The organism is Olleya sp. R77988, from assembly GCF_044594215.1.
GTDB lineage: Bacteria > Bacteroidota > Bacteroidia > Flavobacteriales > Flavobacteriaceae > Olleya.
In genome coordinates this window covers 1798957-1812973 of record NZ_CP138988.1, presented here as the reverse complement: position 1 = coordinate 1812973, position 14017 = coordinate 1798957, and the positions used below count along the sequence as shown (strand labels likewise).

Annotated in this window: 26 protein-coding genes; all 26 read right to left on the bottom strand. The window is 34.1% G+C overall.

The window, feature by feature from the left end; all coding sequences use genetic code 11:
- Window positions 1-3: 3 nt before the first annotated feature.
- Window positions 4-219 (bottom strand): translation initiation factor IF-1, encoded by a 216-nt coding sequence (infA, locus tag SJY17_RS08110; protein ID WP_007094967.1) that lies wholly within the window; start codon window positions 217-219, stop codon window positions 4-6.
- 11 nt (window positions 220-230) lie between these two features.
- Window positions 231-1580 (bottom strand): preprotein translocase subunit SecY, encoded by a 1350-nt coding sequence (gene secY / locus SJY17_RS08105; RefSeq protein ID WP_397362063.1) that lies wholly within the window; start codon window positions 1578-1580, stop codon window positions 231-233.
- A gap of 14 nt (window positions 1581-1594) precedes the next feature.
- The gene (rplO, locus tag SJY17_RS08100) at window positions 1595-2047 is read right to left on the bottom strand and encodes a 50S ribosomal protein L15 (protein ID WP_397362062.1); all 453 of its coding nucleotides are present in this window, start codon (window positions 2045-2047) and stop codon (window positions 1595-1597) included.
- 12 nt (window positions 2048-2059) lie between these two features.
- Complete coding sequence (gene rpmD, locus SJY17_RS08095; RefSeq protein ID WP_028283887.1) at window positions 2060-2242, bottom strand: 50S ribosomal protein L30; 183 nt, start codon at window positions 2240-2242, stop codon at window positions 2060-2062.
- Between the two features lie 11 nt (window positions 2243-2253).
- Window positions 2254-2778 (bottom strand): 30S ribosomal protein S5, encoded by a 525-nt coding sequence (rpsE, locus tag SJY17_RS08090; protein WP_397362061.1) that lies wholly within the window; start codon window positions 2776-2778, stop codon window positions 2254-2256.
- A 6-nt stretch (window positions 2779-2784) separates the two neighbouring features.
- Entirely contained in the window at window positions 2785-3138 is a 354-nt protein-coding gene (gene rplR, locus SJY17_RS08085) for a 50S ribosomal protein L18 (RefSeq protein ID WP_397362060.1), read from the bottom strand.
- Window positions 3139-3148: 10 nt separating this feature from the next.
- A complete protein-coding gene (gene rplF, locus SJY17_RS08080) occupies window positions 3149-3691 on the bottom strand; it encodes a 50S ribosomal protein L6 (RefSeq protein ID WP_397362059.1) in 543 nt (180 codons plus the stop codon).
- An 18-nt stretch (window positions 3692-3709) separates the two neighbouring features.
- Window positions 3710-4108: a 30S ribosomal protein S8 gene (gene rpsH / locus SJY17_RS08075; RefSeq protein ID WP_397362058.1), complete on the bottom strand. Its 399-nt coding sequence runs from the start codon at window positions 4106-4108 to the stop codon at window positions 3710-3712.
- A 59-nt stretch (window positions 4109-4167) separates the two neighbouring features.
- Entirely contained in the window at window positions 4168-4437 is a 270-nt protein-coding gene (gene rpsN, locus SJY17_RS08070; protein WP_183486606.1) for a 30S ribosomal protein S14, read from the bottom strand.
- 3 nt (window positions 4438-4440) lie between these two features.
- Window positions 4441-4992 (bottom strand): 50S ribosomal protein L5, encoded by a 552-nt coding sequence (gene rplE, locus SJY17_RS08065; protein ID WP_397362057.1) that lies wholly within the window; start codon window positions 4990-4992, stop codon window positions 4441-4443.
- A 2-nt stretch (window positions 4993-4994) separates the two neighbouring features.
- Window positions 4995-5306: a 50S ribosomal protein L24 gene (rplX, locus tag SJY17_RS08060; RefSeq protein ID WP_397362056.1), complete on the bottom strand. Its 312-nt coding sequence runs from the start codon at window positions 5304-5306 to the stop codon at window positions 4995-4997.
- Window positions 5307-5317: 11 nt separating this feature from the next.
- The gene (gene rplN, locus SJY17_RS08055) at window positions 5318-5686 is read right to left on the bottom strand and encodes a 50S ribosomal protein L14 (RefSeq protein WP_111659928.1); all 369 of its coding nucleotides are present in this window, start codon (window positions 5684-5686) and stop codon (window positions 5318-5320) included.
- A 2-nt stretch (window positions 5687-5688) separates the two neighbouring features.
- Window positions 5689-5946: a 30S ribosomal protein S17 gene (gene rpsQ / locus SJY17_RS08050; RefSeq protein ID WP_028283878.1), complete on the bottom strand. Its 258-nt coding sequence runs from the start codon at window positions 5944-5946 to the stop codon at window positions 5689-5691.
- A gap of 13 nt (window positions 5947-5959) precedes the next feature.
- On the bottom strand, window positions 5960-6151 hold the full coding sequence (gene rpmC, locus SJY17_RS08045; protein WP_397362055.1) for a 50S ribosomal protein L29: 192 nt from the start codon (window positions 6149-6151) through the stop codon (window positions 5960-5962).
- A 13-nt stretch (window positions 6152-6164) separates the two neighbouring features.
- A complete protein-coding gene (rplP, locus tag SJY17_RS08040; protein ID WP_397362054.1) occupies window positions 6165-6584 on the bottom strand; it encodes a 50S ribosomal protein L16 in 420 nt (139 codons plus the stop codon).
- Window positions 6585-6604: 20 nt separating this feature from the next.
- Window positions 6605-7333: a 30S ribosomal protein S3 gene (gene rpsC / locus SJY17_RS08035; protein WP_397362053.1), complete on the bottom strand. Its 729-nt coding sequence runs from the start codon at window positions 7331-7333 to the stop codon at window positions 6605-6607.
- A gap of 7 nt (window positions 7334-7340) precedes the next feature.
- The gene (rplV, locus tag SJY17_RS08030) at window positions 7341-7748 is read right to left on the bottom strand and encodes a 50S ribosomal protein L22 (RefSeq protein WP_397362052.1); all 408 of its coding nucleotides are present in this window, start codon (window positions 7746-7748) and stop codon (window positions 7341-7343) included.
- A gap of 3 nt (window positions 7749-7751) precedes the next feature.
- On the bottom strand, window positions 7752-8030 hold the full coding sequence (gene rpsS, locus SJY17_RS08025; protein ID WP_027880209.1) for a 30S ribosomal protein S19: 279 nt from the start codon (window positions 8028-8030) through the stop codon (window positions 7752-7754).
- Window positions 8031-8036: 6 nt separating this feature from the next.
- Window positions 8037-8861, bottom strand: a complete 825-nt coding sequence (gene rplB / locus SJY17_RS08020; protein WP_397362050.1) for a 50S ribosomal protein L2 — start codon at window positions 8859-8861, stop codon at window positions 8037-8039.
- An 11-nt stretch (window positions 8862-8872) separates the two neighbouring features.
- Window positions 8873-9163, bottom strand: a complete 291-nt coding sequence (rplW, locus tag SJY17_RS08015) for a 50S ribosomal protein L23 (RefSeq protein WP_397362049.1) — start codon at window positions 9161-9163, stop codon at window positions 8873-8875.
- 7 nt (window positions 9164-9170) lie between these two features.
- A complete protein-coding gene (rplD, locus tag SJY17_RS08010) occupies window positions 9171-9800 on the bottom strand; it encodes a 50S ribosomal protein L4 (protein WP_397362048.1) in 630 nt (209 codons plus the stop codon).
- Window positions 9800-10417 (bottom strand): 50S ribosomal protein L3, encoded by a 618-nt coding sequence (gene rplC, locus SJY17_RS08005; RefSeq protein ID WP_397362047.1) that lies wholly within the window; start codon window positions 10415-10417, stop codon window positions 9800-9802. Before rplC ends, rplD begins: the two co-directional genes overlap by 1 nt.
- A gap of 145 nt (window positions 10418-10562) precedes the next feature.
- Complete coding sequence (gene rpsJ, locus SJY17_RS08000; RefSeq protein ID WP_010181931.1) at window positions 10563-10868, bottom strand: 30S ribosomal protein S10; 306 nt, start codon at window positions 10866-10868, stop codon at window positions 10563-10565.
- Between the two features lie 11 nt (window positions 10869-10879).
- Window positions 10880-13006 carry an elongation factor G gene (fusA, locus tag SJY17_RS07995; protein ID WP_397362045.1) on the bottom strand — a complete coding sequence of 709 codons (2127 nt, stop codon included), beginning with the start codon at window positions 13004-13006 and terminating at the stop codon, window positions 10880-10882.
- 6 nt (window positions 13007-13012) lie between these two features.
- On the bottom strand, window positions 13013-13489 hold the full coding sequence (gene rpsG / locus SJY17_RS07990; RefSeq protein ID WP_397362044.1) for a 30S ribosomal protein S7: 477 nt from the start codon (window positions 13487-13489) through the stop codon (window positions 13013-13015).
- 23 nt (window positions 13490-13512) lie between these two features.
- The gene (rpsL, locus tag SJY17_RS07985) at window positions 13513-13887 is read right to left on the bottom strand and encodes a 30S ribosomal protein S12 (RefSeq protein WP_028283866.1); all 375 of its coding nucleotides are present in this window, start codon (window positions 13885-13887) and stop codon (window positions 13513-13515) included.
- Window positions 13888-14017 lie beyond the last annotated feature (130 nt).

Sequence of the window (14017 nt, the reverse complement as noted above, 5' to 3'; positions counted from 1 at the left end):
TAATTAGTATCTATAAGTTATGCGAGCCTTAGTTAAATCATAAGGACTCATTTCTAATTTCACTTTATCTCCTGGTAATAATTTTATGTAATGCATACGCATTTTACCAGAAATATGTGCAGTCACAATATGACCATTTTCTAATTCTACTCGGAACATAGCATTTGATAATGCTTCTATAATTGTTCCGTCTTGTTCTATTGCTGCTTGTTTTGCCATCGTTAAAAATATTAAGCTACTGCTTTTCTGTTTTTACCGGTTTTCATTAAGCCATCATAGTGTCTATTTAACAAGTAAGAATTTACTTGTTGCATAGTATCAATTGCAACTCCAACCATAATTAATAAAGAGGTTCCTCCGAAAAATAAAGCCCAACCAGATTGTACATTTAATAACTTAACAATAAAGGCTGGGAACACAGCTATTAAAGCAAGAAATATAGAACCAGGTAAAGTTATTTGAGACATTATTTTGTCTAAATATTCAGAAGTTTCTGATCCAGGACGAATACCAGGAATAAATCCTCCGCTTCGTTTTAAATCATCAGCCATTTTATTTGTAGGAACTGTTATTGCAGTATAAAAATATGTAAATATGATAATTAATAATGCAAATACTAAATTATACCAGAATCCAAAGATATCTGAAAAATTAGATTGCATCCATAATCCTGCAGCAGTATCTTTTAATAAAGATGAACCACCAATTAAACCAGGTACAAACATAATTGCTTGAGCAAATATAATTGGCATAACTCCTGAAGCATTAAGCTTTAATGGAATATACTGTCTTGATCCAAATACATTTTTTTCATATCCACCAGTTGCAGAACGTCTAGCGTACTGTACTGCTATTTTACGCACTGCCATTACAAGTAATACAGATAACAAGATGATAACAAACCATATTACAATTTCAAATAAAATCATCATAACGTTATTTCCTGTTTCTAATCTTGTAGCAGCATTTTGTAAGAAAGATTTAGGTAAAGTAGCAATAATACCTACCATTATTAATAATGATATACCATTACCAATACCTTTATCTGTAATCTTTTCTCCTAACCACATTGCAAAAATACAACCTGTTACTAGGATTACTATAGATGAGAAATAAAACATTCCTCCTTGACCTAATAAAAATGCTGAATTTGGAATACCAAACATTGGTTGTAAACTAGCTAAATAACCTGGTGCTTGTACCAAGCATATAGCGATTGTTAACCAACGTGTAATTTGAGTGATTTTTTTCTGACCACTAGCTCCTTCTTTTTGTAGTTTTTGTAAATAAGGAATCGCAATTCCCATTAATTGTACTACAATAGAAGCAGAAATGTAAGGCATAATTCCAAGCGCAAATACTGATGCATTAGCAAATGCTCCACCAGTAAATGCATTTAAGATCCCAAAAATACCTTCTGATGTTCCATCTTGTAGGTTTTCTAATTGGGTAGCATCTATTCCTGGCAATACTACTTGTGCTCCAAAACGATAAACTAATAACAGACCTAGTGTAACTATGATTCTGTTTCTTAGTTCTTCAATTTTCCAAACATTTTTTATTGTCTCTATAAATTTCATGCGTCTAATTGTTCTTATAAAGTTACAGCTTCTCCTCCTGCAGCTTCAATAGCAGCTTTTGCAGTAGCAGTAAATTTATGAGCTGTTACACTTAATTTAGTTTTTAATTCACCTCTTCCTAAAATTTTAACTAGTTCGTTTTTACCAGCTAATCCTAAATTAATTAAAGTGTCAAAATCTAATGTGTCTTTTATTTTCTTATCGTCAACTAATTGTTGAATAACATCTAAGTTTACACCTTGATATTCTTTACGATTAATATTAGTAAAACCAAATTTAGGTACACGACGTTGAAGTGGCATTTGCCCTCCTTCGAAACCTAATTTTTTAGAATAACCAGATCTAGACTTTGCTCCTTTGTGACCACGTGTTGCAGTACCACCTTTACCAGAACCTTGTCCTCTACCTATTCTTTTTCCTTGATTTTTAACTGAACCTTCTGCAGGTTTTAAATTACTTAAATCCATTTTTCAGTAGTGTTATTTAGTTTCTTCAACAGAAACTAAGTGATTTACTTTTGCAACCATTCCTAAAATATTAGGAGTTGCCTCGTGTTCTATCGTTTGTCCAATCTTTTTAAGACCAAGAGCTAATAAAGTTCTTTTTTGTCTTTGAGTTCTGTTGATTGCACTTTTAACTTTTGTTACTTTTATCTTCGACATTGCTGTTGTGATTAACCGTTAAAAACTTTTTCTAAAGAGATACCTCTTGAACGAGCAATCGTTTTTGGGTCTCTTAATTGTAGTAAAGCATCAAAAGTAGCCTTAACAACATTATGAGGATTTGATGAACCTTGAGATTTAGATAATACATCATGTACTCCTACTGCTTCTAAAACTGTTCTTACAGCTCCACCAGCAATTACTCCTGTACCAGGAGCTGCAGGAATGATGTTTACTCTTGCTCCACCATATTTACCTTTTTGTTCATGAGGTAAAGTTCCTTTCATGATAGGTATACGTACAAGGTTTTTCTTAGCATCTTCTATTGCTTTTGCAATTGCACTAGCAACATCTTTAGACTTTCCTAAACCTTGACCTACAACACCAGCTTCATCTCCAACCACTACGATTGCAGAAAAACCAAATGCTCTACCTCCTTTTGTTACTTTAGTAACTCTTTGCACTCCAACTAAACGATCTTTAAGATCTAATCCACTTGGTTTTACTAACTCTGCGCTTTTATATTTTTGATACATAATTTCTTAGAATTTAAGTCCACCTTCTCTAGCTCCTTCAGCTAATGATTTTACTCTACCATGATATAGATAACCACCTCTATCAAAAGCGATAGTTTCAACACCAGCCTTTAAGGCTTTTTCTGCGATAGACTTACCTACTAATGTAGCTACTTCTACTTTATTTCCTTTTGCAGTAATACCTTTATCTCTAGAAGATGCTGCTGCCAATGTTTTACCATTGACATCATCTACTATTTGAGCATAAATTTCTTTATTACTTCTAAAAACAGCCAATCTTGGTCTTGCTTCTGTACCAGAAACAACCTTACGGATTCTGCTTTTAATTCTTAATCGTCTTTCGTTTTTTGTTAACGCCATAACTAAATTATTATGCTGATTTACCTGCTTTTCTTCTTAATACTTCTCCTACAAACTTAACACCTTTTCCTTTGTATGGTTCAGGTCTTCTAAATCCTCTGATTTTAGCAGCAACTTGTCCTACTAATTGTTTATCATGAGAAGATAGTTTGATAATTGGATTCTTACCTTTATCAGAAACTGTTTCAACTTTTACTTCAGGTGCAATACTTAATACTATATTGTGTGAGAATCCTAAAGCTAAATCAAGTACATTTCCTTGGTTTGATGCTCTGTATCCTACTCCAACTAGTTCTAATTCTTTTGTCCATCCTTTAGAAACACCTTCAATCATATTAAAAACTAACGATCGGTATAAACCGTGTTTAGCTTTATGTTCTTTAGTGTCTGCTGAGCGAGTTACTAATACATTTCCTTCTTCAACTTTTACTTCAACAGTATCAAAATTTTGAGTTAATTCTCCTAATTTTCCTTTTACTGTTATTGTATCATTGTCTATTGTTACAGTTACTCCTTCTGGAATGGCAACTGGATTATTTCCTATTCTTGACATTTTCTTCTGGATTTTAGATTAGTAAACGTAACATAAAACTTCACCACCAACATTCTCTCGTTTAGCTTGCTTACCAGTCATTACTCCATGAGAAGTAGAAACGATAGCAATACCTAAACCGTTAAGAATACGAGGTAATTCTTTTGAACCAGAATATAAACGTAAACCAGGTTTACTGATTCTTTGTATTTTTCTAATTACTGGTTCTTTTGTCTCTTTGTTATACTTAAGAGCTATTTTAATAGTTCCTTGTACTGAAGAGTCATCAAACTTATAACTTAAAATATATCCTTGATCGAATAATATTTTAGTTATATCTTTTTTTAAATTTGAAGCAGGTATTTCAACTACTCTATGGTTAGCACGCACTGCGTTTCTAACTCTAGTTAAATAATCTGCTATTGGATCTGTATACATATGTATTTATTTGCGGACTTGGTTTTCGGACTATTCCGAACCTTAGACCAATTATATTTTTACCAACTTGCTTTTTTAACACCAGGTATTAAACCTTGATTTGCCATTTCTCTAAATGTAACACGAGAAATACCAAATGTACGCATGTAACCTTTTGGTCTTCCTGTTAATTTACATCTGTTATGCATACGAACTGGTGAAGCATTCTTTGGTAACTTTTGTAATGCTTCATAATCTCCAGCTTCTTTTAAAGCTTTACGTTTTTCAGCATATTTAGCTACTGTTTTTGCTCTTTTCACCTCGCGGGCTTTCATTGATTCTTTAGCCATAACTTAGTTTTTTTGAAAAGGTAATCCTAATTCTGTTAATAATGATTTAGCTTCTTTGTCTGTTGCAGCAGAAGTTACAAATGTAATATCCATTCCGTCAATTTTATTAACTTTATCAATATTAATTTCTGGAAAGATAATTTGTTCAGTAACTCCTAAATTATAATTACCTCTTCCGTCAAAACCTTTAGCTTTAATTCCGTTAAAATCACGCACACGTGGAAGTGCAGATGTTATTAAACGGTCTAAAAATTCATACATTCTTTCTCCTCTTAACGTAACTTTAGCACCAATTGGCATTCCTTTACGTAATTTGAAAGTTGCAACGTCTTTTTTAGATAAAGTAGATACTGCTTTCTGTCCAGTTATTGTAGTTAATTCGTCTACTGCGTAGTCTACTAACTTTTTATCTGCTACAGCAGCACCAACACCTCTAGATAATACTATCTTTTCTAATTTTGGTACTTGCATTACATTACTGTATCCAAATTCTTCTGTAAGAGCAGCAATTACTTTGCTTTTATACTCTTCTTTTAGTCTCGGTGAATATCCCATAACTATATTACTTCATTAGATTTTTTAGAAAATCTGACTTTTTTATCACCTTCAACTCTATAACCGACTCTAGTTGTTTCTCCTTTAGAAGTTAACAATGATAGGTTAGAGATATTAATAGGCGCTTCTTTTTCTACAATACCACCTTGAGGGTTTTGCGCACTTGGTTTAGTGTGTTTCTTAACCATGTTCACTCCTTCAACTATAGCTTTGTTTTTTCCGATAAATACCTCTTGTACTTTACCTTCTGTACCTTTATGGTCACCAGCTATAACCTTTACGGTATCTCCTGTTTTAATTTTAAGCTTTGTCATTTTTTCATCAATTAAAGCACCTCTGGTGCTAATGATACAATTTTCATGAATTGTTTATCACGAAGTTCTCTAGCTACAGGTCCAAATACACGTGTTCCTCTCATTTCACCCGTTGGGTTTAATAAAACACAAGCATTGTCATCAAATCTTATATAAGATCCGTCTGGACGTCTAACTTCTTTTTTTGTACGTACAACAACTGCTGTAGATACTGCTCCTTTTTTAATGTTTCCATTAGGAGTTGCATCTTTGACAGTGACAACAATTTTGTCACCAACAGAAGCGTATCTTCTTTTAGTACCACCTAGAACACGTATTGTTAATACTTCTTTTGCTCCAGTGTTATCTGCTACTTTTAGTCTTGATTCTTGTTGTACCATAATTACTTCGCTCTTTCAATTATTTCAACTAATCTCCAACATTTAGATTTACTTAAAGGTCTTGTTTCCATGATCTTTACTGTATCTCCAATATTACAATCGTTTGTCTCGTCGTGTGCAACATATTTTTTTGTTTTTAACACGAACTTTCCGTACATAGGGTGTTTTACTTTTTTAACTTCAGCAACCACAATTGATTTTTGCATCTTGTTACTAGTAACGATCCCAATACGCTCTTTTCTTAAGTTTCTTTTTTCCATCTTGTAAGCAGAATTATTGTAAATCTCTTTTAGTTAATTCTGTTGCAATTCTTGCAACTGTACGTCTTACTTGACGTAATTGAATTGGATTCTCTAAAGGAGAAACTGCATGAGCCATTTTTAAATCTGAATAACTCTTCTTTGTTTCACTAAGTTTTCCTTGTAACTCAGCTACAGATAATTCTTTAATTTCTGATTGTTTCATAATATCAAATAAATTATGCTTGGTAATCTCTAGCGATTACAAACTTAGTTTTTACTGGTAATTTTTGAGCTGCAAGTCTTAATGCTTCTTTAGCAACATCTAAAGGCACTCCTCCAACTTCAAAAAGGATTCTTCCTGGTTTAACAACTGCTGCCCAATATTCCACTCCACCTTTACCTTTACCCATACGTACTTCAAGAGGTTTCTTTGTAATAGGCTTATCTGGAAATATTTTAATCCAAAGTTGTCCTTCTCTTTTCATGTAACGTGTGGCTGCAATACGTGCTGCTTCTATTTGACGTGATGTTAAAAAGTTAGAATCTAATGATTTTATTCCAAAAGTTCCGTTTGAAAGTTGGTGACCTCTACCAGAGTTCCCTTTCATACGACCCTTTTGCATTTTTCTAAATTTTGTTCTTTTAGGCTGTAACATTTTTTCTGTTCTTTAAAAAATTACTTTCTACGACGTTGTTGTGGTTTACCTCCTTGGCGACCACCTTGACGTCCACCTTTTCCTTGCTTCTTAGCTAAGCCAACAAGAGGAGAAAGCTCTCTTTTACCATATACTTCACCTTTCATGATCCATACTTTAACCCCTAATCTACCATAAGTAGTATGAGATTCAACTAAAGCATAATCAATATCGGCTCTAAAAGTTGATAAAGGAATACGTCCTTCTTTGTAGTGTTCTGAACGTGCCATTTCAGCACCATTTAAACGACCACTGATCTGGATTTTAATTCCTTCAGCATTCATACGCATTGTAGCTGCAATAGCCATTTTAATAGCACGTCTGTATGAAATTCTATTTTCAATTTGACGAGCAATACTTGTTGCTACTAAAAATGCGTCTAATTCAGGTCTCTTTATTTCAAAGATGTTGATCTGAACTTCTTTTCCTGTAATTTTTTTAAGCTCTTCTTTTAACTTGTCTACCTCTTGTCCACCTTTTCCAATAATAATACCAGGTCTAGCAGTAGTGATAGTAACGGTTACAAGTTTTAAAGTTCTCTCTATAATTACACGAGATACACTAGCTTTAGATAAACGCGCATGAACGTATTTTCTAATCTTATCGTCTTCGGCAAGTTTATCACCATAATCGTTTCCTCCGTACCAGTTAGATTCCCATCCTCTGATAATTCCTAAGCGATTTCCGATTGGATTTGTCTTTTGTCCCATATCTATCTTAGCTTTGTGTGTTATTGTTAGCTCCAACCACAATTGTTACATGGTTTGAACGTTTTCTAATTCTATGTGCTCGTCCTTGAGGTGCTGGGCGTAATCTTTTTAACATTGATCCACCATCTACTCTAATTTCTTGAATAAATAACTCAGCCTCTTCAATACTAGCGTCTTCATTTTTTGCTTGCCAATTAGCAATCGCAGAAAGTAATAGTTTTTCTAAACGATTTGATGCTTCTTTTTGACTAAACTTTAAAATATTAAGCGCTTTTTCTACGCGTTCACCTCTTACTAAATCGGCTACTAAACGCATTTTTCTTGGTGACGTAGGACAGTTATTAAGTTTTGCAAAAGCAACGTGCTTTTTAGCTTCCTTAATAGCGTCTGCCATTTGTTTTTTACGACTTCCCATAGCTTACTTTTTACCTTTATTTTTAGCACCTGCATGACCTCTAAAAGATCTTGTTGGTGAAAATTCTCCTAATTTATGTCCAACCATGTTTTCTGTAACATATACTGGAACAAACTGACGACCGTTATGTACTGCAATTGTTTGACCAACAAAATCTGGAGTTATCATACTTGCTCTTGACCAAGTTTTGATTACTGTTTTTTTGTTAGCTTCTACATTAGCAGCTACTTTCTTCTCTAATTTATAGTGAACGTAAGGTCCTTTTTTTAATGATCTTGCCATGTCTTATTATTTCTTTCTACGTTCTATAATATATTTATTACTTGCTTTAGTTTTAGAACGAGTTCTAAATCCTTTAGCTGGTATACCGTTTCTAGAACGTGGATGTCCACCTGATGATTTACCTTCACCACCTCCCATTGGGTGATCTACTGGATTCATTACAACTGGTCTTGTTCTTGGTCTTCTACCTAACCATCTACTACGTCCTGCTTTACCAGATACTAATAATTGGTGGTCAGAGTTAGATACTGCTCCTATTGTAGCCATACATGTTACTAAGATTAACCTAGTTTCACCTGATGGTAATTTAATAGTTGCAAATCTACCATCTCTTGCCATTAATTGAGCAAAAGCTCCAGCACTACGAGCCATAACAGCTCCTTGACCTGGACGTAACTCTAAACAAGAAATAATAGTTCCTAAAGGAATATTTGCTAATGGCATTGCATTTCCTATTTCAGGAGATGCACCTTCACCAGATACAACTGTTTGTCCAACTTTTAAACCATTTTGAGCAATGATATAAGTTTTTTCGCCATCTTGATAATTCAATAATGCGATAAACGCTGTTCTGTTTGGATCATATTGTATAGAAGCTACTTCAGCAGGAACACCTACTTTTTCTCTTTTAAAATCTATAATACGATACCTTTTCTTATGACCACCACCTTTATAGCGCATAGTCATACGACCTTGACTGTTTCTACCACCTGAACGTTTTTTCGGAGCTAATAAGCTTTTTTCCGGCTTGTCAGTTGTAATGGCGTCAAATCCATTAACAACTCTAAATCGCTGTCCTGGTGTGATTGGTTTTAATTTTCTTACTGACATTTGTCTTTAAATTACATGTTAGTGTATAAATCAATCATTTCACCTTCCGCCAGTTGTACAATTGCTTTTTTCATTGCATTTGTTTTACCATGTTGAATACCAGTTTTTGTAAACTTAGTTTTTCTATCTGGACGGACATTTATAGTACGAACTTTTTCAACAGAAACTCCATAAGCAGCTTCCACCGCTTTTTTAATTTCTACCTTGTTCGCCTTAGTGTTCACGAAAAAACTGAAACAGTTGTTTAACTCGCTGTTTGCTGTTGCTTTCTCTGTGATTATAGGTTTAATTAAGATATTCATCTGTTTCTTATTTACTTAAATTCGATTCAATTCCTTCTAAAGAACTCTCTAAAAGAATAACTTGATTTGCGTTTAATATTTTGTAAGTACTTAACTCTGAGCTATTTACTACTTCTGAGCCTTTCAAATTACGTGACGACAAATATACATTATTATTTGAAGCACCCAACACAAACAATGATTTTTTGTTTTGAAGGTCTAAAGCATTTAAAATTGCTGTGAAATTTTTAGTCTTTGGAGCGTCAAAATTAAAGTCTTCTAATACGATAATTGACTTCTCACTTGCTTTAATACTTAAAGCAGATCTACGTGCTAAACGCTTCAAGTTTTTATTAAGCTTTATTGAGTAGTTTCTAGGTCTTGGTCCGAACATACGTCCACCTCCTCTAAAAACACCAGACTTGATACTACCTGCTCTGGCTGTACCTGTACCTTTTTGTTTTTTAATCTTACGTGTACTTCCAGTAATCTCAGCTCTTTCTTTAGATTTGTGAGTACCTTGTCTTTGGTTTGCTAAATATTGTTTAACATCCAAATATACAGCGTGATTATTAGGTTCAATAGCAAAAACACCGTCAGAAAGGTCTGCCTTTCTACCTGTTTCTTTTCCGTTTATATCTAAAACTGCTACTTTCATTATTTTCTAATAATTACATAAGCGTTTTTATGTCCAGGTACACAACCTTTAACAACAAGTAGATTCTTTTCAGCAACTACTTTTAAAACTCTTAAATTTTCAACTTTAATTGAGTCTGTTCCCATTCTTCCTGCCATACGCATTCCTTTGAATACTCTAGCTGGATAAGACGCTGCTCCAATAGATCCTGGTGCTCTTAAACGGTTATGTTGACCGTGTGTAGCTTGACCTACTCCAGCAAAACCATGACGTTTAACAACTCCTTGAAATCCTTTTCCTTTTGATGTACCTGATACATCAACAAATTCACCTTCTGTGAAGTGCTCTACAGTGATTGCATCACCTAATTTGTACTCCGCATCAAAACCTTTAAATTCGACAAGTTTGCGTTTTACAGAAGTTCCTGCTTTTTTAGCGTGACCAATGTCAGCTTTAGTAGCACTTTTTTCTGTCGCGTCATCGAAACCTAATTGAACAGCACTATAACCGTCAACTTCTTCAGTTCTGACTTGGGTAACGATACATGGTTCAGCTTCGATTACTGTACATGGCATATTCTTACCATTTTCATCGAAAATGCTGGTCATACCGATTTTTCTTCCAATTAACCCAGACATAATTATTATTATTTATTTATTGTTATTATTTATAAAACTCAAGGCTGAAAATACGTTTCAGCCTTGAATTGTATTTTTACCGTTTTTCCTTCGCTCGAAGCTTAGGACATGTTACGTTTAATCTCTGTCAAACGATTGTGTTTACTTACACCTTAATTTCTACTTCTACTCCACTTGGCAATTCAAGTTTCATTAAAGCATCAATTGTTTTAGAAGATGAAGAGTAAATATCTAATAATCTCTTGTAAGAGCTTAATTGAAATTGTTCTCTTGATTTCTTGTTAACGTGTGGTGAACGTAATACAGTGAAAATTTTCTTGTGTGTTGGTAATGGAATTGGTCCAGTTACAACAGCACCTGTACTTTTTACTGTTTTTACAATCTTCTCTGCAGACTTGTCTACTAAGTTATGATCGTAAGACTTTAATTTTATTCTAATTTTTTGACTCATTTTCTTAACTTTTAAGATTGTTCTCCTTTAGCTGCTTTAATTACTTCTTCTGAAATATTAGAAGGTGTTTCAGCATAGTGTGAAAATTCCATTGTAGATGTTGCTCTACCAGATGATAATGTCCTTAATGTTGTTACATATCCAAACATTTCTGATAATGGTACAGTAGCTTTTACAGTTTTTGCACCTGCTCTATCTCCCATGTCACTTACTTGTCCTCTTCTTCTATTTAAATCTCCTACTATATCTCCCATGTTTTCTTCAGGAGTAATTACTTCTAACTTCATGATAGGCTCCATGATTACAGCTTTAGCTGCTTTAGCACAGTTTTTAAATCCTAACTTAGCTGCTAATTCGAAAGATAGTTGATCTGAATCCACATCGTGATAAGATCCATCTTTTAATGTAACTTTCATTGCGTCTACTTCAAAACCTGCAAGTGGTCCATTGACCATTGCCATTTTAAATCCTTTTTCAATTGAAGGGATAAATTCTTTAGGAACATTACCACCTTTAATTGTAGATATAAATTCTAAACCTTCTTTTCCTTCTTCAGCTGGCTCAACTGTAAATACGATATCTGCGAATTTACCACGACCACCAGATTGTTTTTTATAAACTTCTCTATGATCTGCTGCTTGAGTAATAGCTTCTTTATATTCAACCTGAGGCTGGCCTTGATTTACTTCTACTTTAAACTCACGCTTTAAACGATCTACAATTACATCTAAGTGAAGCTCACCCATTCCTGATATAATAGTTTGTCCTGAAGCTTCGTCTGAACGTACTGTAAATGTTGGGTCTTCTTCAGCTAATTTAGCTAATCCAATACCCAATTTATCTACATCTGCTTTAGTTTTTGGCTCAACCGCAATACCAATTACTGGATCTGGAAAGTCCATAGATTCTAAAACTAATGGATGCTTTTCAGCTGTTAATGTATCCCCAGTTTTGATAGATTTAAATCCAACAGCAGCTCCAATATCTCCAGCTTCAATAAAATCAATTGCATTTTGCTTGTTAGCATGCATTTGATAGATACGTGAGATACGTTCTTTTTTACCAGAACGATTATTTAAAACATAAGAACCTGCATCTAAACGACCAGAATATGCTCTGAAAAATGCTAAACGTCCTACAAAAGGGTCTGTAGCAATTTTAAATGCTAATGCTGCGAATGGTTCATCAACACTTGGCTTACGTAATTCTTCCTGATCAGTATCTGGATTTACTCCAACAATACCTTCCTTATCCATTGGAGAAGGTAAGTAACGACATACTGCATCTAATAAGAATTGTACACCTTTGTTTTTGAAAGCAGAACCACAAATCATTGGGATGATTGCCATATCCATTACAGCAGCTCTAAGTGCAGCATGCACTTCATCTTCTGTAATTGAATCTTCATCTTCCATGAATTTTTCTAAAAGATTCTCGTCATAACTTGCTACTTCTTCAATTAAAAGTGCACGATATTTACGAGCTTCTTCTTTCATATCCTCAGGAATTTCGACAATATCAAAAGTCGCTCCTTGAGTTGCATCATGCCATATAATAGCACGATTTTTTACTAAATCAATAACACCTTTAAAATCTTCTTCGTCACCAATGTTTAATACAATTGGCACTGCATTAGACTTTAACATGTCTTTTACTTGTTGACAAACACCTAAAAAGTCTGACCCTTGACGGTCCATTTTATTAACGAAACCAATTCTTGGCACTTTATAGTTATCTGCTAATCTCCAGTTAGTTTCAGATTGTGGCTCTACACCATCTACTGCACTAAATAAGAATACTAACCCATCTAATACACGTAAAGACCTATTTACTTCTACAGTAAAATCTACGTGACCAGGAGTATCAATAATATTAAAATGATATCCTTTTGTATCAGGTGTTGCTTCTCCATTTTCTGTTGGGAATTTCCACTCACATGTTGTAGCAGCAGAAGTAATGGTAATACCACGCTCTTGCTCTTGCTCCATCCAGTCCATTGTTGCAGCACCATCATGTACTTCTCCAATTTTGTGTGAAACTCCTGTATAATAAAGAACACGCTCTGTTGTTGTTGTTTTACCAGCATCAATATGAGCCGCAATTCCTATGTTTCTTGTGAATCTTAAATCTCTTGCCATTTCTTATTAAAATCTAAAGTGAGAGAATGCTTTATTTGCTTCAGCCATTTTATGCGTATCAACACGTTTTTTTACTGCTGCTCCTTCTTCTTTAGCTGCTGCTAAAATCTCTGAAGCTAAACGTAATGCCATAGATTTTTCATTTCTCTTACGAGAATAACTGATTAACCATTTCATTGCTGTTGAAACCTTACGGTCTGCACGTATAGGATTAGGAATTTGAAATGTTGCTCCTCCAACACGACGACTACGCACTTCTACGTGAGGCATAACATTAGATAATGCTTCTTTCCAAATTTCTAAAGCTGTTTTTTCTTCGTCTGTTTTTTTAGTATCTACAATGTCAATTGCATCATAAAATACTTTGAAAGCTACTGACTTCTTTCCATCCCACATCATCATGTTAACGAAACGTGTTACTAATTGATCGTTAAAACGTGGATCTGGTAAAAGCGGTCTTTTTTTCGCTGCTCTTTTTCTCATGTCTTCTTCTTAAGTTGTTTTAATTAACTTTTAGGGCGTTTTGCACCATACTTAGATCTACGTTGTGTTCTTCCTGCGACACCTGCTGTGTCTAAAGCACCACGAACGATGTGATATCTAACTCCTGGTAAATCTTTTACCCTTCCACCTCTAACCAATACTATCGAGTGCTCTTGTAAATTGTGACCTTCTCCACCGATGTATGCATTTACTTCGTTTCCGTTTGTTAAACGAACCCTTGCTACCTTACGCATTGCTGAGTTAGGCTTTTTAGGTGTCGTTGTATAAACACGAGTACATACACCACGTCTTTGAGGACACGAATCTAAAGCAGCCGATTTACTCTTCTTGGTTATTTTGGCTCTTCCTTTTCGTACTAATTGTGAAATTGTTGGCATATAATTTTAATATAATTTTATGTTACCTCTATTTAAGAGGGGTGCAAATGTAGAAATTTAAATTGATTATTCAAATCATAATCTATTAATTTTCAATAGAATTTAAAATTTATAGTTTTATACGTATTAA